The organism is Gardnerella sp. DNF00571G (assembly GCF_049262695.1).
In the GTDB taxonomy this organism is placed as follows: Bacteria; Actinomycetota; Actinomycetes; order Actinomycetales; family Bifidobacteriaceae; genus Bifidobacterium; species Bifidobacterium piotii.
This window is the reverse complement of record NZ_CP058396.1, coordinates 1,021,389-1,045,730: the sequence shown is the minus strand read 5'-3', so window position 1 is coordinate 1,045,730 and position 24,342 is coordinate 1,021,389. Positions and strand designations below refer to the sequence as shown.

At 45.1% G+C, this 24,342-nt stretch carries 12 protein-coding genes and 3 tRNA genes; 13 read left to right on the top strand and 2 right to left on the bottom strand.

Annotated elements, in window-relative coordinates:
- The first annotated feature begins 27 nt into the window (after positions 1 to 27).
- Both HXT30_RS04330 and HXT30_RS04325 read left to right on the top strand, forming a co-directional pair.
- Complete coding sequence (locus tag HXT30_RS04330; protein WP_422111375.1) at positions 28 to 5,772, top strand: GA module; 5,745 nt, start codon at positions 28 to 30, stop codon at positions 5,770 to 5,772.
- A 531-nt stretch (positions 5,773 to 6,303) separates the two neighbouring features.
- A complete protein-coding gene (locus HXT30_RS04325; protein WP_422111374.1) occupies positions 6,304 to 8,130 on the top strand; it encodes a DEAD/DEAH box helicase in 1,827 nt (608 codons plus the stop codon).
- A gap of 148 nt (positions 8,131 to 8,278) precedes the next feature.
- On the opposite strand, the gene HXT30_RS04320 is transcribed toward HXT30_RS04325, so the two are convergent.
- Complete coding sequence (locus HXT30_RS04320) at positions 8,279 to 8,701, bottom strand: DUF3052 domain-containing protein (protein ID WP_101896648.1); 423 nt, start codon at positions 8,699 to 8,701, stop codon at positions 8,279 to 8,281.
- A gap of 237 nt (positions 8,702 to 8,938) precedes the next feature.
- On the opposite strand from HXT30_RS04320, the gene nrdD reads away from it, so the two are divergent.
- From nrdD to HXT30_RS04290, 6 genes are all read left to right on the top strand, one after another.
- Positions 8,939 to 11,386, top strand: coding sequence for an anaerobic ribonucleoside-triphosphate reductase (gene nrdD, locus HXT30_RS04315; protein WP_422111373.1), 2,448 nt, complete (start codon positions 8,939 to 8,941; stop codon positions 11,384 to 11,386).
- Positions 11,387 to 11,517: 131 nt separating this feature from the next.
- The gene (gene nrdG, locus HXT30_RS04310; RefSeq protein WP_422111372.1) at positions 11,518 to 12,225 is read left to right on the top strand and encodes an anaerobic ribonucleoside-triphosphate reductase activating protein; all 708 of its coding nucleotides are present in this window, start codon (positions 11,518 to 11,520) and stop codon (positions 12,223 to 12,225) included.
- Between the two features lie 80 nt (positions 12,226 to 12,305).
- Positions 12,306 to 14,219, top strand: a complete 1,914-nt coding sequence (locus HXT30_RS04305) for an ABC transporter ATP-binding protein (protein ID WP_422111371.1) — start codon at positions 12,306 to 12,308, stop codon at positions 14,217 to 14,219.
- Positions 14,209 to 16,413 (top strand): ABC transporter ATP-binding protein, encoded by a 2,205-nt coding sequence (locus HXT30_RS04300; RefSeq protein WP_422111370.1) that lies wholly within the window; start codon positions 14,209 to 14,211, stop codon positions 16,411 to 16,413. Before HXT30_RS04305 ends, HXT30_RS04300 begins: the two co-directional genes overlap by 11 nt.
- A gap of 115 nt (positions 16,414 to 16,528) precedes the next feature.
- A tRNA-Asp gene (locus tag HXT30_RS04295) sits at positions 16,529 to 16,602 on the top strand.
- Positions 16,603 to 16,644: 42 nt separating this feature from the next.
- A tRNA-Phe gene (locus HXT30_RS04290) sits at positions 16,645 to 16,717 on the top strand.
- Positions 16,718 to 16,798: 81 nt separating this feature from the next.
- Here the strand turns inward: HXT30_RS04290 and galE are convergent.
- Positions 16,799 to 17,809, bottom strand: a complete 1,011-nt coding sequence (galE, locus tag HXT30_RS04285) for a UDP-glucose 4-epimerase GalE (RefSeq protein WP_016635764.1) — start codon at positions 17,807 to 17,809, stop codon at positions 16,799 to 16,801.
- Positions 17,810 to 17,981: 172 nt separating this feature from the next.
- On the opposite strand from galE, the gene trmB reads away from it, so the two are divergent.
- The 5 genes from trmB (at position 17,982) to HXT30_RS04260 (ending at position 24,322) form a co-directional block, all read left to right on the top strand.
- The gene (gene trmB / locus HXT30_RS04280; protein ID WP_016635765.1) at positions 17,982 to 18,947 is read left to right on the top strand and encodes a tRNA (guanosine(46)-N7)-methyltransferase TrmB; all 966 of its coding nucleotides are present in this window, start codon (positions 17,982 to 17,984) and stop codon (positions 18,945 to 18,947) included.
- A gap of 138 nt (positions 18,948 to 19,085) precedes the next feature.
- Positions 19,086 to 19,157, top strand: a tRNA-Glu gene (locus HXT30_RS04275).
- Between the two features lie 137 nt (positions 19,158 to 19,294).
- Positions 19,295 to 20,032 carry a hypothetical protein gene (locus HXT30_RS04270; protein ID WP_016635767.1) on the top strand — a complete coding sequence of 246 codons (738 nt, stop codon included), beginning with the start codon at positions 19,295 to 19,297 and terminating at the stop codon, positions 20,030 to 20,032.
- A gap of 25 nt (positions 20,033 to 20,057) precedes the next feature.
- Positions 20,058 to 22,781, top strand: a complete 2,724-nt coding sequence (locus HXT30_RS04265) for an HAD-IC family P-type ATPase (protein WP_422111841.1) — start codon at positions 20,058 to 20,060, stop codon at positions 22,779 to 22,781.
- Between the two features lie 62 nt (positions 22,782 to 22,843).
- Entirely contained in the window at positions 22,844 to 24,322 is a 1,479-nt protein-coding gene (locus HXT30_RS04260; RefSeq protein WP_032817010.1) for an L-serine ammonia-lyase, read from the top strand.
- The last annotated feature ends 20 nt before the right edge of the window (positions 24,323 to 24,342 follow it).

The window sequence follows — 24,342 nt, the reverse complement described above, 5'->3', positions numbered from 1 at the left end:
CAAAGAAAAAGATAATGGAGTAAGAGTATGTCTAAGAAGATTCGTGTAGTTAAGCACTATTCTGGCGTTTATTCTGGTGTTGGGGCTGATTCTCAGCCAGTTCTTTCAAAGAGTGTTTGCGCTGCAATGCTAGCTGGCGCAATGGTGCTCGGGGGGGGGGTATTCGTTTCCTCGCCTGCCTATGCTGACGGTTATGTAGACGGCACTGGCAACAATGTTTATTACGGTTTTAAGACTGATGCAAAATATGCCGAGGCTCATTTCAACATTGACGTTGAATATTACGATACCTTTGAGCACGCCAAAGCTGGCGGTACTGAAGGAAGAGATCCTCTTGGTAAATTTGTTCGCGTTCATTATATTTCTAATTGCCACGACAATGCTACAGCAGACGAATGGAAGTTCCGCCCTATGTGGTGGTTTGGCGTTCCTGCTGGTTTAAAAGATCCTCAAGATATTCAATTTAAGCGTATTGAAAAGTTAACAAAAAATGGCAAGGAGCAGGTTAAACCTGCTGGTTTTTCGCAATATATTACAACCGACGCACACGGTTATGGTGCAGTTTCGGACAAACATTTTAACAACCCTAAGCAATGGAATAATATTTCTAATTATTATTTTAGTGATGAAAATATTCTTGCCAGCAAAGGCTGGAAACAGCTTATGGGCTTGGGTACCAAAGGCAATAAAGGTTACGATAACACAGGCAATACCGCACAACAATGGAAAGAATATCAACAGCAAACTCAAGGTCTTAAGGGTATTTTTGTAGACTGGGAATCTGCTGGTCAGCGTTGGTATGATATGACCTACGTTTCCGAGATGACCGATGACGCCTGGAAAGAGCGCGATAAGAATCCGCTTCGTTTTGCGGCTGGTGTTTATCGCTTTGCAGGTAACTGGCACTATGCGGTTGGCCAAAAGCACAATACTCCAAAGATTGCGGACCATTTCAATCTTACTTATCCAGCTGTGACTAAGGTGAAGGATACCGAAAAGCTCACTGGTGGCGAACAGACAGCTGTTAAAGAAAAAATTGAAAATGCAAATAAAAATGCAAAGTATTACTCGGATTTGGTAGATAAAGTAGAAGTATCCGAAAAGGGTGTGGCTACTATCACCTTTAAAGATAATACGACTCGCACTATGCCAGCTAGCTTGCTTGTAACAAAAGATGAGACTGATAAAGATAAGTACAAGCCAACTTTGCCTGCTGCAACTCCTGTTGTAAATCCGAGCGCTTTGACGAAGGAAGATAAGGAAGCTGTTATTGCTGCGTTCAAGAAGGCGAACAAGGATAATAGTGATTTTAACAGCCATCTTGCTGAAACTGACGGAATTAAGTTTGATGATAATGGCACGAACCTTGTTGTAACTTACAAAGACGGCTCAAAGGCTACGATTCCTGCGTCTGAGCTTGTGTTCCAAGGACCAAAAATCTCCGATTGGGCACCTTACGTTGTGCCTGATGTCATGGAAGTCGACAACCTTCAACAGATTTCTGAAGAAGAAATAAACAAGATTATTAAGGCCTTTGATGATGCTAACACTGGCATAACGCCATACGATGAGGCAAAGGAAAATAATACAGGTAAGAAATCTCCTGTTACAGTTGACCAAACAACGGGTGATGCAACAATCAAGTGGAAAGATGGTTCTAAGACCACTATTGCTGCGTGGCAATTCCTAAAGCAGAAGCCAAAGCAAAACCCTGAGCCTCAGCCGCCTGCGCCTACCGCCGAAAAAGAGTTCATTGTTGAAGCGCCTTCAACCCAAACAAACGTCAACTTTGATCCTTTCAAGATGAAGGAAGAAGATTTAACAACTTATAAGAATGCACTTGATTCAGCTAAAACTGCGTTTAAGAAAAAAACTAAAGGTAAGGATGCTAAAGATAATTCAGAGGTAACTATTACCGATGTTTCGTATAGCGTGGTAGACGGTAAGGGTTACATTACGTTTAAGGCGGATAACTATAAAGACGCTACTTATCCAATGAGCGTATTCTTTAAGAAAGCTTCGGGTACGCAAACGCCTCAGCAGCCAGATACCACTTTGCACCATCCAGGTCAGATGACTGCATATAAGTATTATGTGGATCCAGTACAAGTAGATAACGTGAATTCTCCTTCGGCACAAGATCAAATTGCAGCGTTTAAGAAGTTCATTCAGAAGAACTATACCAACGTAAGCGAAAGTGATTTGAATACTGGCTCGTATTCTCTTAAAGAGAATAATACGCCTGTATCAGGTGTGACCAATATGCAACGATATGTTCAGGGTGAGCATAATGGCGTAGGCGTAGTAACGTTTAGCCTTAATCAGGACGGAACCATAGCTGTTCAAGGTTTTGAAACTGGTTGGAATAGCTCAGATAAACTATTTGATGTTCCTTTAACAGATTTGTATGTTAAAAAGAACAGCTCTCAACCTCAAAAAGACAATACGATTGACAATCTAAAGCAGCAAGCCAAGGATTTGCTAGATAAGCGTAAAAATACCGATAAGCTTTCTAACGAAGATTTGAAGCGCGCTGGCATAACAGATCCTGATCAGCTGAATGATGCCAAGATTGATGAAATAGCAAAGGGTCAAACAGCAGAGAAAGATCTGCGCGATCTTATTCGCAAGCTTACCGATGCCAAGAAGGCGGAGCGCAAGTACAATCCAATTCCTGAGATTGAAGTTATCGACCCAGAAAATCTGTCTGAAGATGATTTCAAGAAAGCTGCGGAAGCATTCTTGAAAGCCAATTACGATGGCACGGATTCACTAGCAGTAGATAAGGTGCCGTATACCGTTCCTACGAGTCTCAAGCCAAAAACAGATACCGTCTTAATGGAACCTGCATCCGATACTAACGCAACAGGTATTTCATCGATTAAATACACAAACAGTGATTTTAAGAAGCTTATTTTCAGTGACAAAAATAATCAACAGCTGTTTACCGTTTCTGTAACATACAAGAAGAAGGCTGAGACGCCTGCGCCAACGCCTGATGCACTTGCACAGATGAAAAAGGACGCTGAGCAGCAAATCGACCGTAATCCTAACTTGACCAAAGAGCAGAAAGAAGATTATAAGAAGCAGATTAGGCAAGCACAAACCCCTGATGCGATCAAAGAAATTCTGAAAAACGCTGCTGACAAGGGCAAGGAGAATGCAAACTCTAGCGACCCGAATACTCAGCAAACGATAAACAACAATAAGGGCGGCGGCGACGAAAAGAAGCAGCACGAGCTTGATGCTGCTAAAGAAGCTGCTAAGAAAGCAATCGACGCTCTTAAGAATTTGTCAAATGAAGAAAAGACGGAGTTTGAGAATCAACTTAATGGTGAAAACGTTAAGACTCCTGCAGACGTCCAGAAGATTGTTGATGCTGCAAAGCTAGCAGATGAGCTTAAGGGTGCTAAGGATGGAGCACAAAAAGAAAAGTTTGTGTTCCTTGACCACGGTACTGGTGACGATAAGCACAACGCCGCGGCTACTCACACTGAGGACGCTGCTCTCAACGAGTTGCTTGGCACTACGCCTGCAGAAGATTCTACGCTTGCAGATTTGGCTAAGAAGCTGAAGAAAGATTCTAATGCTACTGCAGAAGATATTAAGAATGCTCTTGCCGCAGCCAAGCGCCAGAATGCGATTAACGAAGAAAATGCCAAGAACGCTGGTATTGCGAAGCTTGATGCGCTTTTGCAGCAGCTTGAGGATGCTGAAAATGGCTTGAATGATACTCAGAAAGAAGCTGTTAAGAAGAAGGTAGAAACTGCCAAGACTGCAATCAACGGTGCTAAGACTTCTGTAAAAGATGCTAAGAAGCCTTCTGATATCAAGAATGCTGTTGGTGGAGTAAGCATCAAAGATGCTATGGATGCTATCAACGCGCAGGTGACTAACGCACAGAAGACAAATGCTAGTGATCCAAGTCAAACACAAAATGGAAAACTTGACGAGGAAAAGCAGAAGGCCAAAGAGCGGGTCAATGCTACTAATTTGTCTCAGGAAGAAAAGGACAAGTTCAATAAACAGATTGACGATAGTAAAAAGTCTGGCGACCCAACTGCTATTGCAAACCGTGCAGAAAAGGCCCAGAAGATTGCCGATGCTCTAAAGAAGATTGATGAGTTCAATCATCTTAATGATAAGCAGAAGGAAGCTTTCAAGAAGATTATTGAAGATACTGATGCTGGTAATCACAAAGATGATAATGGCAATGACACTGGTGTTGACGACATTGACGATGCGCTCGCTAACGCTGCAAACACCGATAATGCTATGGCTCGTCTTAAGGAGCTGAAAGAGATCGCTGATAAGTTCGCTAAGGGCGATAAGTATAAGGGTCTGCAAGACGGCGATGACAAAAAGAAAGCATTTGATGATGCTTCTACTGCTGCAGGCGCTGTACTTGATAAGGCTAATGGCGATGCTAAGGGCGCTGCCGAAGTCAACGATATCTACGCGGATCTTCTTAAAGCAATGCAAGCGCTTGACAACACAGTTAAGGGTGCAGGTGTTAAAACCGATGCTCTTGCTGCGGAGATTGGCTCTGATAAGGGCTTGAAGCCAAGTGAAACTGATCCTAAGACTCCAGGCGATTCTGTTTATACCACTGCTTCTGCAGATAAGAAAAAAGCATTTGATGACGCTTTGACTGCCGCTGAGCAAGCTTTGAAGACTGCAAACGACGATAATGCAAATTATAAGAAGGAAGGCACCACGCCGCGAACTCCTAAACAGGAAGCGGATGCTCAAAAGAAGGTTGACGAAGCTCTAGACAAGCTCATTAAGGCTCGCCTTGCTTTGGATGGCGTTAACACCAAGCCTCTTGAGAAACAAATCGCTAAAGATGCAGATATTAATAAGTCTGTAGAGTACACCAATGCTTCTGCTGATAAGAAGCAGGCGTACGACGAGGCTCTTCAAAAGGCTAAGGATCTTATCGATAAGCTGACCGGTAAGAAGCAGGCTAGCGCAGACGATCATCTTGACACAAAGGATGCTAAGCAGAAGGCTTTGGATGCAGCTCTTAAGGCGTTGAGAGACGCGGCTGCTGCTCTTGATGGCAAGACTACAGATCCAGTTCCGCCAAGCGGTGATGAAAATCCTGGCTCTGGTTCAGGTTCGGATTCTGGTTCAGGTTCGGATTCTGGCTCTGGCACTTCCACAAGCACGAGCGGTGGCGTTAATAAGCAGAATTTGATTAATCAGATTAATACCACCGAAAATCCAGGCGGTGCTAAGCCAGGCTCTGGTGCTGCTGGCACAAATCCAAGCACGCCAGGTGCAGGTGCGCAAGGCGCTGGTATGGGTGCTGTAGCTCCAGGCTCAGGCGCTGGTGCTGCTGGCACTGGCGCTGCGGGCGCAGCCAGTGCAGGTGTTGACAACAAGGCTGTAAACAACGCTGTAGAAAACGCTCCAGAAGTAAAGCAAGCGGATGCTGCTGTTAAGCAAGCTGCTGCTACGCTAGACGAAGCCTTGGCACAAGCTAAGCGTGTTGCTGCAGATCCGCATGCAACGCAAGCGCAAGTCGACGCTGCGGCAGCTAAGCTTGCGGATGCACGTAAGGCGCTTGCGGATGCTCAAGCCAATGCAGCAAAAGTGCGTGCAGCTGTTCGCAGCCGCGTTATAAAGGGCATGCGTTCTCGCGGAAATGCAGGCGTTGCTACGGGTGCAAACGTTGCGACTGCTGGTTTGATGGCAACTATGATTGCTGCAATCGGCGGAGCGTTTGTAACTCGCAGCATGCGCACAAAGCACGCTAATCGCGACTAGCGTTTAGTTGCTACTTATGTAGGTCGTCGTGCGACGACCTACATAAGCGCTTAAAGCGTAGCACGCAACATTTCCTATTTGGTATTGCGCGAGGTTTGAGTATTTCTCTCCTCGCAAGTCCCGTCGCTACGCTCCTCTTTTATTGCTCGTATAGAAATACATCAAACCTTCTGGATGCCTAGGACTTTTGCGTGGTTTTTTATCACCGAGATTCTCGATTTTTCTTGCTGCTTCAGCGAATCACCATTTCATGCTGAGGTTCGCTTCATCCGCTGCGAAAAATCTCGAATCTCTACCTCACTTAGTGTAATCATGTAGTGCGTTTGTACTGGATTTCGGTGTTTTTTGATACAAACGCACTACATGAAAGCGCCCATGCAAGCCGATTCGCAGCCCTCTTAAGCACTTGAACAATTGCGCATATCTTAAATACAGGGTTTTTGTGTGGGGTGTGTGCTAATCTCGGTTAGTTCATGACTTTTTATCGATTCGTCAATCGAATTGTTCAATCATAAAATACGAAAGGCTATTGTGCCACATACTCATTATGATGCGTTTGCTAAAACGCAAGGCTCTAAGAAAACTGCTGCTAGAAAATCGAATAGTAAAAAATCCGCTGTAAGTCAAAAAGATAATAAGAATTTTTCTAAAAAAGGCTATAAGTCCAAAGAAAATCCATTTGAATATAGAAGAAATCGTAAGAATAACGATTTTAACGCGCGTAAAGCACGCAATTGTAAGGCAGATAAAGCTAGAAGTCGCGCAAGAGAAAAAGCTTTGCAATACGAAGAGATGGCAATTCAAGAAGCTGAGAAGGACTTTGGAGAGAAGAGCTTTACTTCTCAGGACTTTAGCAAGCGCGATTTTGATAAGCGCGACTTTAAGAAGCGCGACTTTAAGAATCGTCGTATAAATAATCGTAATCAAAATAAGCAAAATTCATATAAGCAAAATCAAGAAATCACAAAAAACTCCGTAATGATCCCAGATACAGCTGTGGAATCACGCGAAAACTACAGCGATGACGTGACTTTTGCGCAGCTAGGCGTTCCGCAGCATTTGGTGGAAGTTTTGCGCGCAGACGGCAAAATCACGGCTTTTCCAATACAGCAGGCGACTTTGCCAGACTCTTTGCAAGGTGCGAACATTCTAGGACGCGGCCGAACGGGAAGTGGCAAGACGCTAGCGTTTTCTATTCCGCTTGTTGCGCGATTGGCTGAGAACTTTGTTGATTTAATCAACTCGGGTCGCGCTTCTAGAAAAAACAAGAATCGCAAAGAAGACGATATTCCAGCGCCTCACGCAATGATTTTGGCGCCGACTCGCGAGCTGGTGCATCAAATAGACGACGTAATCGCGCCTCTAGCGGCTGCTTACGGCATGAAAACTGTAACTGTTTATGGCGGCGTGCGTTACAAGCAGCAAATGGCGCTTCTTAAGCAGGGAGCGCAAATCGTAGTGGCTTGCCCAGGGCGATTAGAGGATTTGCTGCGTCAAGGCGCGTTAACGCTCGAAAAAGTGATGGTAAGCGTTTTAGATGAGGCGGACGAAATGGCAGATATGGGATTTTTGCCAGCCGTTACGCGCTTGCTTGAGCAGACTGATCCAAACGGCCAGCGCATGCTATTTTCTGCTACTTTAGATAAGCAAGTTGCGACTATAGTAAATCGCTTCCTGCCAAATGCTCTTGTTCACGCTGTGGATGACGCGGATTCGCAAGTAGACACAATGACACACTACGTTTTTGGAGTCTCTGCGGCAGATAAGTACGAAGTTTTGCGAAAGCTAGCTTCTGGCAAAGCGCGCTCAATATTCTTTACGCGCACAAAGTATCAAGCCAAGAATATGGCAAAGAAGTTTGTGCAACAGGGGATTCCTGCAGTTGACTTGCAAGGAAACTTGTCGCAAAATCAACGCGATAGGAATATGAGCGTTTTTGCTAGCGGAGATGTGCGCGTGCTAGTAGCTACGGATGTTGCTGCGCGAGGCATTGATATTAGCGATGTTGCGCTTGTTGTACAAACGGAGCCACCAGAGGACCCAAAGTCGTTCTTGCATAGGTCGGGGCGTACTGCGCGCGCAGGCGAGTCGGGCAATGTTGTGACTCTTGTGTTGCCGAATCAAAAGCGAATGGCTCACACTATGTTGAGGCGCGCTGGCATTAATGCTAAAGCGCAAGACGTTAAGCCAGAGTCGCCGATTTTGCAAGAGATTGTTGGCGATTTGGCAGATTTGCAAGAGGGTTGGAGCATGCCAGAGCCAGAGCAGCCAAAGCGCAAAGGTGGAGTCAAAGGCAGAGGCAGAGGTAGAGGACGCGGACGTTCGCATGATTCGCGCAGTTCGCAACGTCACGCATAATTTTCCGCTTTTTGTTGTTCAACACGCCGTAAATCGCTACAAAAAGCGGAGTTGTTTTCCCGAAAATGTTGTTCAAAATGCCGTTTAGAGCAACAAAAAGCGTCGGCTAACTAACTAACTAAGCGCGACTAAGCGCTGGCTAAATGCGCTACTTGCTTTGACCTTTGCCGAATGCGCGCAAGCGAATACCATTCCAATCTTCGCTAACTGTTAAAGGCGTTGCGGCGTTCATTCCAGCAGTCATTGCTGCTGCTTGAACAGTGCTCGAGCTTGGAGAACCAGCACGCCCTGGCTTAGGTGTTAAAACCCACATAGGTGCGTTGCTGTTCAACATGTTTGTTGCATCCATAATGGTGTCTGCTAGCTCGTCTTCATCGTCGCCGTCTCGCCACCAAATAATCACTCCGTCAACAGTGGAGTTGTAATCTTCGTCAACAAGTTCTTCGCCAGTCAATTCTTCGATATTGCTGCAAATCGCATCGTCAACGTCATCGTCCCACAGCCACTGCTGTACGATGTCTCCAGGTTGGAATCCAAATTCTTCTGCATGTTGAAAAGCTGTCTGTTCCACGTGACTCAATATATCAAAGCGTCAAGAATTTGCGCGACTCGCCCTAGCCGCGCGCACGGCACGCTGAGACACGCCTGGAAAATCGCCAGAAACCACAAAATCACTATATATAGTTTGTTTTTTATGTAAGTTGCCCTAGATATTGTGCATGCAATGGGTTATAGTAGAGCAAGTTGTTGCGAATCATAAGTCGATTTGCGATGCAAAATACACGGTAGATTGAGAAAGGTCTGTAGAATGCAGGTCTCTGATATGACTTTAGAAGATGCCACTTTGCAAGATGAACAAGCAGCCGCTTTGGGCGATTTTAATGGCGTCTTCAACGACTCTTCTAAGAAGTCTCGCGTGCAAGTCGAAAAGCGCGATGGCCGCGTTGTTGACTTTGACCCAATGAACATAATAATGGCCATTAAAGCTGCGTTTAAGGATTTGCGCAAAGAAGTTGGTCCTCAAGAAGAGCAAATGATTCGCGATATTACGGATCATATTGAGGCCGAGATTCAAGACCGCTACAATGGCCCTGCAAAAATCGAAGATATTCAGACTCTTGTTGAGCATGGTCTTATTGAAAATCACCTTTACGAAGTTGCGCGTTGCTACACAAGCTATCGCCTGAACCGAGATATCGACCGCGCTAAGGCAACCGATATTAACGAAGCTGTGAATCGCCTTGTAAACCGAGATGAGTCGCTTGTGCGCGAAAATGCCAACAAGGATTCCAACGTTTACGCTACTCAGCGAGATTTGCTTGCTGGCGCTGTTTCTAAGGCTTCCGCGTTCTCTATGCTTCCACACGCGGTTTCTAACGCGCACATGAAGGGCGATATTCACTTCCACGATGCCGATTATTCGCCATTTACGTGCATGAGCAATTGCTCGCTTCCAGATTTTGGCAACATGCTTGCTAAGGGATTTGCGCTTGGAAACGCAATGATGGATAGCCCAAAGTCGATTGGCACGGCGGCTACTCAAGTTACGCAGATTATTAAGGATATTGCAGGCGCGCAGTACGGCGGCCAGACTGTAAACCGCGCAGACGAGATGCTTGAGCCTTACGCTAAGTGCGATTACGACAAGAATCTTGCTATGGCTCAGGCGATGATTCCAGACTCTACGCCAATCGAAGTTGCTAAGGCCATGATTGACGGCCTTAAAGCCCAGGAGCCTAAGAATCTTCATTGCTCAGATAGGGATCCTCTTCCAGCAGACACTCCTTTTGACGAGAATTTGAGTGAGTTGGATCAGATTCGCGAAGTTTACGCAAAGATTATGACGCGCAAGGCGATTTACGACGCTATGCAAACAATGGAATATCAAATCAATTCCAACCGCGTTTCTAACGGCCAAACTCCGTTCGTAACTGTTGGCTTTGGTCTTGGTACGTCTTGGTTTGCTCGCGAAATTCAGCGTGCTATTTTGCTTAATCGCATTCGCGGACTCGGCAAGGATCGTCATACCGCAATCTTCCCTAAGCTTGTGTTTACTATTAAGCACGGTGTTAACGCAGATGCGGGCGACCCAAACTACGATTTGAAGCAGCTTGCGCTTGAGTGCTCTACAAAGCGCATGTATCCAGACGTTGTGTTCTACGAGAATATTGTTAAGATTACAGGCTCCTTTAAGGCTCCTATGGGTTGCCGATCCTTCCTTCAGGGCTGGATTGATCCAAAGACTGGCAAAGACGTGGAAGACGGCCGCATGAATCTTGGCGTTGTAACGGTTAATGTGCCTCGTATTGCGCTGGAGTCTCACGGAGACGTAAACCGCTTCTGGAAGCTTTTTAACGAGCGCATGGAAGTGGCGCATCAAGCTTTGCGATTCCGCATTATGCGTTGCAAGCAGGCAACTCCTGTAAACGCTCCAACGCTGTTCCGCTATGGCGCGTTTGGGCGTTTGGGCGCTAACGAGAGCGTGGATCAGCTGTTCCGCAACGAGCGTGCAACCGTGTCTCTTGGCTACATTGGTTTGTATGAAGCTACATCCGTGTTCTTTGGCAAGGATTGGATGCAAGATCATAGCTGGAATGAGGATGGCAAGCAATTTGCGCTTTCTATGGTTCGCCGCATGAATCAGCTTTGCCAGCAGTGGTCGAAGGCAGAGGGATACCACTACTCGGTATATTCCACTCCTGCTGAGTCTTTGACGGATCGCTTTAACCGCATGGATCGCCAGAAATTTGGCAGCATTGAAGGCGTTACAGATCACGACTTCTACACTAATTCCTTCCATTACCCAGTGTGGTTGCAGCCAACTCCTATGGAGAAGCTCCGCTACGAGGTTGACTTCCCGTACCTTGCTTCTGGTGGCTTTATTAACTACTGCGAGTTCCCATGCTTGCAAGCGAATCCTAAGGCTTTGGAGGCTGTTTGGGATTATGCTTACAAGATTGGCATTGGCTACTTGGGTACGAACACTCCGATTGACCATTGCTTTGTTTGCGGATTCCAGGGCGATTTTGAGCCAACGAAGGAAGGCTTCCGCTGCCCAGAGTGCGGCAACAGTGACCCAGATAAGTGCAATGTGACTAAGCGCACTTGCGGCTACTTGGGTAATCCTGTTCAGCGACCAATGGTTCACGGCCGCCACGAGGAGATTGCTCACCGCGTAAAGCACATGTCTGGCGAAACTGGTCATGTTGTTCTTAACAATGGCGAGTCTCGCGAGTGGTACGAGGAAACTAAGTAGTGCGTAGGATTGCGGCGTAAAATCGCGGAGCGTGTAATCGCGTAAAGTCGCAGCTTAAAGTCACATGAAGTCGCATAAAGTCGCATAAAATAAAGTAAAAGCTAGGCTAAATTACTAAAAAGGTTGGAACCATGGCTCGCATAAGTTTGCACGATTTTGCACCTGCAGACGTTAACCGCGGGCCTTGGATTCCAACCTCTCTTTCTAATAATCCGCGCGCAGGGCAGTGGTCCAGTGAGCGCATGAGCAAGGGCATGATTGCGGATTATAAGCGTTTTTTGATGACGGATGGCGAAGGAATCCGTTGCTCGCTGTACGTTTCTGGCTGCCCGTTCCATTGCGTTGAATGCTATAACGAGTCGATTTGGGATTTTCGCGCAGGATACCCATACACGCAAAAGCTTGAAGACCAAATTATGGAAGATTTGGCGCTTCCGTACGTGCAAGGATTGACTCTTCTTGGCGGCGAGCCGCTTCTTAACACTGGCATTTTGCTGCCACTTTGCAAGCGTATTAGAAGCGAGTTTGGAAATACAAAAGACATTTGGAGCTGGACTGGTTACACTTGGGAAGAGCTTATGCGCAAAGGCGAGACGCCAGATAAGCTTGAGCTTTTGCAATACATTGACATTCTTGTTGACGGGCGATATATGAAGGATCTTCACGATTCGCTATTGCAATTCCGCGGCTCTAGTAATCAGCGGATTATTGATGTGCCAAAGTCGCTGGAAAATCCAGCCGAGCCGCCTGTAATCTGGGAAAAGCTTCACGATCAAGAGCGTTTTATTCCATCAATCTATGGCAAGGATCGTGTAGTTGGCGAAGGTGACGCGAGTTAGCTAATGGTTGTTAGAAATAGCGATCTACAAGTCAGAAGTGATATGATTAAGCGTATAAATTCGTTTAATAGAGAGGTCGCATGAAAGCAAAATCGCATAAAAAACACAAGGATTACGCGCCTCATGCGTTTCGCACAATAATGCCGCTGTTAAAGCGCTATCGCATGCTTGGTGTAATCACGTCTGTTGCGATTTTTGTAGAAGCGTCTATGCAAATTGCGATTCCAACAGTAATGTCTAGTCTTATTGACTTTGGAATTGCCGCAAAATCCCAAAACGCTGTTAAATACTACGGCTTGCAATTACTCGCTTTTGCTGCAATATCAATGATTTTCGGCGTTATTTCTGGCGTTTGTTGCGCTCATTCTAGCGCTGGCTTTGGCAAAAATTTGCGATGCAAGATGTTTAGTCGCTTGCAATCGTTGAGTTTTTGCGATCTTGACCGTTTTTCTACTGGCACTGTTGTTACGCGATTAACTAGCGACGTTTCTAATATTCAATTTGCGTATCAAATGGTTATTCGCGCAGGCGTTCGCAGCCTTGTGATTATTGTTGCAGCGTGGTGGTTTACTTTTTGCATAAGCCCTTCTATTTCTTGGGTTTTTCTTAGTCTTATTCCAATTGTTGGCATTATTTGTGGTATTGGTGCCAAGATTGTTGCGCCCACTTTTGCGCGAATTTACGGCACAATTGACAGCATGAACAGCATGGTTAGCGAAAATTTGCGCAATATTCGCATTGTTAAGTCGTATGTTAGGGAAGACTACGAAAACCACCGTTTTAGGCGTATATCGCATAAGATTTACAGCTATTTTTTAAAAGCAGAGTATGTTCTAAATTGCAGCATTCCGCTTTTTAACCTGTGTTTTTATGCGTGTTTGCTTCTTATTGCGTGGATGGCCTCTAAGCAAATCGTTGCTTCGGGAAATAATCCTGCACTTGGCTTGACTACGGGAAATCTTGCGGCGCTGGTTGTGTATGCGTTGCAAATTTTGTTTGCGTTGGCTAATTTGGTTGTAATTTTTGTTATGACGGTTACTGCGCGCACGTCAATGCATCGTGTTGCAAATGTTTTACAATCACATAACAGTGAGTATGTTCATAAAAACCCGATTACAGAGCTTGCGGATGCTTCGATTTGCTTTAATAATGTTGATTTTGCGTATGATTTTGCTTATGATTCTGCGCGCGTAAATGGCGATTCGTCTTCGGTTGCTTGCGATTCGTCTAAAGGTAGTCAGGAAATTTTACACAACATAAATCTAAATATTCCTTCTGGCTCTACTGTTGGGATTGTGGGCGCAACGGGTAGTGGAAAGTCAAGTATTATAAATTTGATTGCGCGCATTTACGATGTAACAAAAGGCACTGTTTTTGTAGGCGGATCAGACGTTCGTTTTTATGATTCCAAAAGTTTACGCAACCAGATAGGAATTGTGTTACAAAAAAATATTCTGTTTAGCGGCACTATTGCGCAAAATCTTCGATGGGGCAACGAGAATGCGAGTGACTCCGACTTGCGCGAGGCGTGTAAAATCGCTTGCGCTCAAGAGTTTATAGACGATTTGCCGCATGCATATAACACGAATCTTGAGCAAGGCGGCAAGAATCTTTCGGGCGGACAAAAGCAGCGACTTTGCATTGCGCGCGCGTTGCTAAAGCGGCCAAAAATCTTGATTTTAGACGATTCAATGAGTGCGGTAGACGTTAAAACAGACGCCAAGATTCGCGAGAATTTAAGGCATTTTATGCCCGATTCCACGCAAATCATTGTTGCGCAACGCGTGTCTTCTTGCATGCACGCGGATTTGATTGTTGTTCTTAAAGATGGGCGTGTTGTTGCTAAAGGAAAGCATAGCGAGTTGATGGAATCGTGTGAAACGTATAGAAAAATGGCGATTTCTCAAAGCGCAAAAATGATTGAATCTAAAAACAGCGAAGGCAGCGAAGGCGTCGAAGGTAGCGAAGGCGGCAGGATTAACAATGAAAAATAATGAAAAGTCGCAAGAAAAGTCGCAAGAAAACTTGGCGCAAAAGTCTGCGCAAAAGTCTTCGCAAAAATCGCAAGAAAAATCCGCTCTAAATTGGCGCGTTCTAAAGCGCTTAGCGTCTTATATTATGGCTTACAAGATGCAAGTTTTTGTTGTTATTGCGTCAATTATTGTAAGCTCCATTGTTCAAGCTGTAAGCGCAATGTTTTTGCAATCGCTTGTAGACGCGTACATTTTGCCTCTAATTGGCAAGCGTAATCCCGATTTTGCGCCACTTTTGCGAATGATTGCAATTATGGCATGCGTGTGCGCTATTGGCGTGTTCTTTAGCTGGCTTTGGAGCAGGCTGGTTGTAAAAATCGCGCAAAGTGTAATGCGAAACCTTAGAAATCAAATGTTTAAGCATCATCAAGATCTTCCGCTTGGGTACTTAGATGCTCATGGATATGGCGATGTTATGAGCCGATACACAAACGACACGGAAGCGCTCCATGAAGCGATTTCTTGGTCTTTTCCCGACTCGTTTAGCGCGCTAATGTCTATTGCGGCTGCGTTTTGCGCGATTGTTTGGCTTTCGATTCCTGTTGCGATTTTTGTTGTGATTTTTACTGCAATTCTTTTACTTCTAGTGCGTTTTATGCTTAAGCGTTCGGGCAAGCTTTTTGTGCAATTCCAGGCAGCTTTGGGTGATTTGAACGAGTTTGTAGAAGAGGCGGATTCTGGTAGAAAAGTTATTAAGATTTTTAATCACGAGCGCGCGACGGTGGAAAAATTAAGCGATTTGGCTTCTCGCGTGCAAAAAATTTCTGCTAGCGCCAATTCTTACGCAAATAATGTTATGCCTGTGATTAGTAACGCGAGCTATCTTTTTTACGTTTTGCTTGCGATTTTTGGAGCGTGGGCTGTAAATGCTGGCGTGCCTTCTGCTGGGCTGAGTGGCGCGTTTGGCGGCGATGCATTGAATAATTCAAGCACGCTTACAATCGGCACGCTTATATCGCTTCTTACGCTTTCTCGCGCGTTTATAAATCCGATTGGCGAGATAACAATGCAATTAAATTCGCTTATGATGGCAGCTGCAGGCGCGAATCGCATTTTTGCGCTTTTAGATGAGCCTGTTGAAAAAGATGATGGAACAGTTAAGCTCGTTAAAATTCGCGCAAAAATCGTTGAGTGTTGTTGTGGAGATAGCGGAGATAGTGGCGATAGTGGAGATAAATCGCTATCAGATATTGATAAATCGCAAGTAAATCAAGTAGATTTTACAGCATCTAAACATTCTTATTTGCAAGTTTTTAACGAAGTAAGCGAAGATTCTTGCGGAAATAACGTGTATTGGGCGTGGAAAAATTGCTCTAAAAATTTAAGTGGTGGTTCTTCAGATTGTGGTTCTTTAAGCTCCGATTCTTGCGCAGATGCCCAAAAACACGCGATTTGCTCCAAAGACGGCGTGTACACGCTTGTTAGGGGAGATGTTCGCTTTGAAAACGTTACGTTTGGCTACGAGCCTTCTAAAACTGTTTTGCACAACATATCTTGGTATGCGCACGCGGGTCAAAAAGTTGCGCTTGTAGGTGCAACTGGAGCTGGCAAAACCACTATCGCCAATCTTCTTACGCGTTTTTACAACATTGCTGATGGTCAAATCTTGTATGACGGAATCGATGTTCGTAATATTTGCAAAAGTGATTTACGCCATGCTGTTGCAACCGTTTTGCAAGACGTTGGATTGTTTAGTGCAAGCATAATGGACAATATTCGCTACGGACGCCTTAATGCTAGCGACTCGGATTGCGTTGCTGCCGCCACTCTTGCGCATGCGGATTCCTTTATTTCTAAGCTGCCAGACGGCTATAATACGCGTATTAAAGACGGCGGAGCAGAGCTTTCGCAGGGCCAAAAGCAGTTGATTGCGATTGCGCGCGCTGCTGTTGCGAATCCGCCAGTTTTGATTTTAGACGAAGCAACTTCTTCGATCGACACGCATACGGAGGCGCTTGTGCAAAGCGCGATGGACGCTTTGATGCAAGATAGAACCGTGTTTGTTATTGCGCACAGGCTTTCTACAGTGCGAAACGCGGATGTGATTATGGTTTTGGACCATGGTCGCATTGTTGAGCGTGGGTCTCATGAAGACTTGATGAAAAAGCGTGGTGAATATTATCAACTTTGCACGGGTGCAATGGAGCTGGAGTAGCCAGCGTCGTGTTTGCTTGATATTCTGCGGCAACACGCCGAACGTGCTTTTGAACTTGCATTTTGGCGTGGATTCTGTAAGATAGTAACTCGGCTGTTCAATGGAACAAAGCCACGGCCCCGTAGCTCAGTTGGTTAGAGCGCCGCCCTGTCACGGCGGAGGTCACCGGTTCAAGTCCGGCCGGGGTCGCGATTAGTAAAGGCCCGGTTCGCCGGGTTTTTTATTCATCATGGCTCTGTAGCTCAGTTGGTAGAGCGAGCGACTGAAAATCGCTAGGTCAGCGGATCGATCCCGCTCGGAGCCACAAGTAAATAAATAAAAACTAAATAACAAAACGCGCAGCATTTTTGCCGCGCGTTTTTTGTTTATAAGCTAGTCAACCTGCTTAGTCAACTTGCTTCCACGATTCAACGTCAATATGATGGTTTGGATTTGCTTGCCAAGCTTCCCATGCGGATTCAACAATATCCTTAACGTTGTAGCGCGCATGCCACCCCATTTCTTCGTTAATGCGCTTAGTGCTTCCAATCAATTGTGGCGGATCGCCAGCTCTACGCCCTAAAATCGCCTCTCTAAATGGCAAGCCTGTAACGCGCCTAACTTCGTCTACAATTTGACGAACAGAAGTGCCTTTGCCTGTTCCAACGTTAAAAGCGTCATACTTGCGCTCATCGCGATCTAAATAAGTAAGCGCTGCAATGTGCGCGTCTGCAAGATCCGAAACATGAATGTAGTCGCGAATGCAAGTGCCGTCGGCAGTAGGGTAGTCGTTGCCAAAAATCGCAGGAGCTTTGCCTTGCTGCAACCTATCTAAAAGCATAGGAATCAGGTTCAAAATCGCAGGATCTTCTAGCTCCACAGGCCCGCATCCCGCAACGTTAAAGTAGCGAAGTGCGCAAAAACGAATTCCATAAGTGTGTTCGCAAGCGCGTGCCATCCACTCGCCAAAAAGTTTAGTTTGGCCGTAAGGATTAATCGGAAGCATTGGAACAACGTCTTCTGGCACAACTTCTACAGGCGGCTCGCCATACGTGGCTGCGCTAGACGAAAAAACAAGCTTTTTAGCACCACTTTGGCGCATTCCTTCTAAAACGTTAAGCATGCCATTAATGTTCTGCTGGTAGTACCAAAGTGGCTTTTCTACTGACTCTCCAACTTGCTTTCGCGCAGCAAAGTGAATCACAGAGTCAACGTTATTTTCCTTCATTATTTGCGCAAGTCGCGCTCCAGCGTCTGGGGAAGCAATGTCCATTCCGTAAAGTCGCGCGCCTTCAATTCTTGTAGGCTTTCCGTAGCTCAAATCGTCTACAACTACAACGTTTTGCTTTGCTTGGTGAAGAGCGTGTACAACGTGTGCGCCAATGTAGCCGCATCCGCCTGTAACTAGAATAGTCATTGTTTACCGTTTACCTTTCTTGCATATGCTGTTTTTGCATAATGTTATAGGGAAATTATAGCGCTTGAATCATATTGTGTTTTTGGCATTGTTTGTATTTGTTCCAGTGTTTGTGATTGTTGCAGTGTTTTGCGCGTTTGATATTATGCGATGAGTTGTGATTCAATCGCGTATGCAAGAAAATAAGGAAGATTGGCTAAAAATGAACGATTTTAATGTAGATAGTGCAAGTGACGATTTGCATAGTGGCCACTCTTTTGGCGATTTGACTGGTGATTTGACTGGTGATTTGACTGCTGGTGCGTATGATTGCGCGGTTGCTGGCGACTCTTCCAAACCTCAACAGCCTCACGCATCCGCTAGGGCGATTCTTTCTTTTGTACGAAGGTCTGCTAGGCTTGACGCGCGCTTAGAGAAAGCCAAGCAGCGCTACTCAAGCGCTTATTTGCTATGCATTGCGGATGGCGATGGGTCTTTGCGCGTAAAAAGCGATTTGTGTGTGGATTCGCAGTGGATTGAAGCCAATTGGGGCAATGCTAATCCGCTTATAGTCGAAATCGGATCGGGTCAGGGAGAAAATATTGTGGCGGCTGCTGCAGCAAACCCGAATACGAATTTTCTTGCGCTAGAAGTTTATGACCCAGGCGTAGCGCACACTATGCTTTTGGCTGGTAAGCAGGATTTGCATAATTTGCGAATTGCGCAAGTTAACGCTCCTGATTTTCTTGCAGCGTGCAAAAGTGGTGTTTTGGCAGAAGTTTGGACATTTTTCCCAGATCCTTGGCCTAAAATGCGTCATCACAAGCGCCGAATTGTTCAGCCTTCTTTGGCTAAGTCTGTGCATAATGCGCTTGTTGCAGGCGGAGTTTGGCGAATTGCTACAGATATTGAGGATTACGCATTGCATGTTCACGAAGTTATGGATTCTTTTGAAGGCTTTGAAAACGATGGCGATTTGCGTGTGAGCTTGCCGATTGAGCATGTTGGAAAGGGTAATGCGCAAGATGCTGCGGATTTGCCTCATGCGGATTTTGTGGAGTCGCGTCGCTTTGATGGGCGTGTTTTGACGAATTTTGAGCGCAAGGGATTGGAAGCTGGTCGCGTGATTCATGATTTTGCGTATGTTGTTAAAAAGTGAGTTGTGGATTTGATTGTTGAGCGTGGCGTGGCGTGTGGTGCGTTGCGTGTGGTGCGTTAGAATCGCGTTGTCTTCCTTCAACACGCCGTAATTTGCAAGAACTGCGCATGAGTGTTAATATCATATGGTTTGGTTAAAGCCCCCTTCGTCTAACGGTTAGGACACCAGACTTTCAATCTGACAACAAGAGTTCGACTCTCTTAGGGGGTACAAATTTTGCGCCGCTAGTTTTAGCGGCGTTTTTGTTATCTATGATGTTTACCTCTTGTGTGGTTATAGGCCAGAGTTATTAACTCTTGCGCTGTTCTTCGATACTCTTCGTGCGTGATTTGTGCTATAAAAGTCTTATGGTCTTTATGCGCAAAACAAAACACGTTCTTATGCGTGCGATTCGTGCTGTTTTGTGCAAACGTAATTATGTTGTTTCGGCTTTTGCGTCCGCATTGGTGATTTTCTTATTTGCGTCTCTAAGTGCTTGCACTCCTCAGGGCCACGCTGTTGGCGATAGCGGGCATTTGGACGACATTGTTCATGATGGCATTGATGTAGAAGACATAAAATTGTTTGTAGTTGGATCCAGGCAGGCGGCTCTTGATTCTAAGCTTTTGCATATGTGTGAGAAATCTGGTTTGCATGCATCATATACTTCGATTGCGGACGTCAAAAATGCTAATTTTGCTTCGCAAGCGGCAATTACAGACGCTTCAAATCATCCTGTGTCTATTATTTTGATAAACAATATTAATGTTGATAGAGCGGATCGCGTTGATTCTAGCGTTAAAAGCAATGCTGGTGGTGCGCACGTTGATCTAAAAGCTCGCAAAGCTTGGACTAATGCGCTTGAATATGCGCGTTCTGCTGGGATTCCTGTTGTGCTTGTTAATCCGCAGAATCCACCTAAGGACCGCACTTTGTATGCAGCAAAGCTTTATATTCTTAAGGATTTAGATGGCGAGAATTTGTTTGACGCAAATCTAATTAAGGGTTTCGATAAAATCCAACATTCTAGTCTTCTAAAAATCGTTCAATCTGTGATTGATAATACGCCTCACAGTAGGGATGTGGTTATAAATGACAAAGATTAGCGCTAACGTTACGAGTTTGCAAAAAATGCATGATTCGCAAAGCTCTACAAGCTCTACAGATTCTACAGATTCTGTGAATATCTCCGATTTCCCTGATTTGCCAGAGATTAGCGAACAAGGCTTAACGCAAAGCGAAGTTTTTGATGCTGTAAATCGCGGATTTGTAAATGTTACAAATAATCGCACATCTAGGTCCGTTCTTTCTATTGTGCGCGCAAACGTGTTTACTCTTTTTAACGCAATTATTTTTGCAGCAATGGTTGTTGTTCTTTCCACTGGCTCTTGGAAAGACGCTGTTTTTGGCTTTGTGATTCTTATTAACACGGGTATTGGTGTTGTTACGGAGTTGCGCGCAAAGCGTACGCTCGACCGTCTTTCGATTCTTGTTGCTTCCAAATCGATTGTTCGGCGCGAAGGCAAAAATGTTTATGTTGATCATAGCGGTATTGTGCTTGGTGATTTGTTGTGGGTTCGTTCTGGCGACCAGGTTCCTGCAGATGCAAATGTTGTTAAATCTTGGGGCTTAGAAATGGACGAGTCCATGCTTACGGGCGAGTCTGTTACTGTTCGTAAAGCTGCGGACGACTTTGTTTATTCTGGCTCTACTGCGGTTTCTGGCGTAGCTTTAATGCGCGTTACGGCTGTAGGAGATAACAGCTATGCGTCTAAGCTTGCTGCACAAGCAAAGGTTTATACAAAAACAATCTCCGATTTGAGTCGTGGAATTAACACGATTCTAAAGTGGATGACGATTGTTGTTGTTCCTCTTTGCGTTTTGCTTGTTTGGTCGCAAATCAATAAGGTTGGCGGCTTTGCTGTAGCTTTACAGTCGGGGCAGTGGAAGAGTGCTGTTGTTTCTGCTGTTGCTGGAGTTGTTGGCATGATTCCAGAAGGGCTTGTTCTTTTAACTTCACTTAACTTTGCTGTTGCTGCAATGCGTCTTGCGCGTAAAAAAACGTTGGTTCAGGAGCTTGAATCTGTTGAAACTTTGGCTCGAGTGGATTGCCTTAATCTAGACAAAACGGGCACTATTACGGATGGTGGAATCGCGTTTGTTGGTGTTGACTTGATTGGTGATGACTCGAATCGTTTGGTGAATCAAGCTTTGTTTGACTTATCTAACGAAGAAAATCCAAATGCTACAGGTTCTGCCATTATGGAAGGCCTTAAAAATCAAGGTGTTTCCTCTGCTTCTAGTGTTAGCGATCGCTTGCCATTTTCGTCTGCAAGAAAGTGGAGCGCAATACGCTACGCGCTAAAAGACGGTAGATTTGAAACGTGGTATATGGGTGCTCCAGAGGTCTTAGCAACTGCGATTTGTGCACGCAAATCTAGTGTTGTTTCTAGCGATTTGCACGGTTCTATTGCTCCAGCGGTTGCAGAAGGCGGAATCAGCGATTCTGCGGTTGCTGGCGATTCTCCTCTCGATAATTGCCATTTAACGGATTCGTTTAAGCAAATTTTGAATCGTGTAAACGAATACGCTCAGCAGGGTAATCGTGTTCTTCTTCTAGCTGTTGCTTATAGTGATTCTGGCGATTCTAATAACGCAACGTTCTCCAGTTCTCCAGTAGTGTCCACAAGCGCTCGCCCTGTTGCTTTAGTTCGATGCTCAGAGAAAATACGTGATGATGCTCGTCAAACTCTTGCTTGGTTTAGACAGCAAGGTGTTAGGTGCCGCGTTATTTCTGGCGATAATCCAACAACCGTTGCATCTGTTGCCGAAAAAGTTGGTCTAACTGGTAACTCAAAGCCTGTTTCTATGGACGCAAGGCAGTTGCCTAAAGATATAAATCAACTTGCCGAAGTTCTTGAAAACGTTGACGTTTTGGGTCGCGTTTTGCCAGATCAAAAGAAGGCGATTGTTCAAGCTTTGCACTCTAAAGGCCACGTTGTAGCTATGACTGGCGACGGTGTGAACGACACGCTTGCGCTCAAAGAAGCAGACTTAGGCGTTGCAATGGGTAACGCTGCTCCAGCTGCTAAGGCTGTTGCGCAAGTTGTTCTTGTTGACTCACGCTTCTCGCATCTTCCAGACGTTGTTGCTAGAGGTCGTCAAGTAATGGCAAACATGGAACGTGTTGCAGGACTGTTCCTTGTTAAAACCGTGTATTCTGCACTGATTTCTGCAGGTGTGGTTTTGCTCGGTCTCAATTTCCCATATTTGCCTCGTCACATAACCTATATCGGTTCGTTAACCATTGGTATTCCAGCATTTTTGCTCGCTTTGGCTCCTAATACAAGGCGCTACGTTCCTGGATTCTTGCATCGTGTTGTTCGTTTTGCTTTACCAAATGGCATAGCTGTTGCTGTGTCTGTTTTGGTTGTGTCCATTCTTTCTCCTTTAATGCTTGCGCGTGGTCTTGATTCTTCTAACGCTAACGCTTCTAGGCTTATTGTTGAATCTGTGCACGCTGTTGGTGTAACTCGCACTATTTGTGCTGTTACTGTTTTTGTGCTCGGTGTTGCAGTTTTGGCTACAGTTTCTAAGCCACTTATTTCTTGGCGTGGAATTATGGTCTTATGCTTTGCTGCTGCTGGCGTTATTGGTGCATTTATACCGTTTGTTGCGCATTTCTTTGATTTGCATGTTCCTGTGAGTGGAAATGCAATGTTTGTTATGATTTGCGCTGTAATTTTTGCCTTTGTTATCTGGTTAGTTTTGCATCTTGTTAGTCACTTGATTGAAGACTGGATTGATAATGTAAACGACGGTAGTGTTTTGCACTCTTATGATAGTGATCGTTGACGTAGCGTGTCGTGCCTACTAACAATTGTGCTTACAATAGATATGTGTTCAGTATTTTAGAAATGTTCTCGGTTGGTGTAGGTCCTAGTTCTTCACACACAGTTGGACCTATGCGCGCAGCGAATGCTTTTGTGACTTCTCTTCAAAAGAATGGAAAGCTTAAAGACGTTTCGCGTGTGCGAGTCACTCTGTATGGCTCCTTGTCTCTTACTGGATTGGGTCATGGCACGGATCGTGCATCGGTTGCTGGTCTTGAAGGTAACCTTCCAGACGATGTTGATACGGAACACATGATGACTATTCGCGAAGATTGTAAGAAAAGCGGAACTTTAACACTTGCGCATAGTCATACTATCGAATTTGACTACGATTCCGATGTTGTTTTTGAAAAGTGGCGGCGCATGGCTGCACATCCTAATGGCATGCGGTTTGTTGCTTTGGACTCCTTTGGTAATACTGTTGACGAACAAGTTTGGTATTCGATTGGTGGCGGGTTTATTCGCAAAGGCAATGCAAACGATAAGATGATTGGTTTGCATGACCGCGTTGATGAAAATGTGGAAGAAAGTGAAGATAAAACTAAAGATTCTAATCTTAAAGATTCTGAATCTTCTAGTGATTTGCGTGAAGACTCGTCTGTTCCATATCCTTTTACAACGTGCAAAGAACTTATCTCGATTTGCAAAAAAGAGCATAAGAGCATAAGTGACATTGTTTGGCAAAACGAACTTGCTTTGCATAACGGTAATTCCGAATATGTTCGTTCTTATTTGTTGCATGTTTGGGAAGTTATGGAAGAGTGTGTTGAACATGGATGTAACTCTAAGCAGCAGATTCTTCCAGGTGGACTTGAGGTTCATAGGCGTGCTCCGCGTATGTATGCTCGTCTTGCTGCAAATTCCGATATGCTTAGACAAAATCGTAGGCGAGCTGATTGCGCTCTGGAAGCTTCTGATTCTGCATGGGTAAATCTTTTTGCTCTTGCAGTGAGTGAAGAAAACGCTGGGGGTGGCCGTATTGTTACAGCTCCGACTAATGGATCCGCTGGTATTATTCCGGCTGTTTTGCAATACTATTGGCGTTTTGTAGACAGTTCTAGCGAGGAGGGAATAATAAAGTTCCTTCTTGCTTCTGGAGCTGTTGGCTATTTGTTTAAGCGCAATGCTTCTATTTCTGGCGCAGAAGTTGGGTGCCAGGGAGAAGTTGGTTCTGCGTGTTCTATGGCTGCTGCAGGCCTGTGCGAAGTTCTTGGCGGAACTCCGCAGCAGGTTGAAAATGCTGCCGAAATTGGTATTGAGCATCATCTTGGTCTCACTTGTGATCCGGTTGGTGGCTTGGTTCAGATTCCTTGTATCGAGCGCAATGCTATGGCTGCTAACACTGCTATTAACGCTGTTAGAATGGCTCTTCTAGGTGATGGCTCTCATATTGTTAGCTTGGATAGTGCTATTAAAACTATGAAGGAAACTGGCCAAGACATGATGTCTAAATATCGCGAAACATCTAAGGGTGGCTTAGCTGTGAATGTAGTTGAGTGCTAGTTATAGTCATTGCATTTATA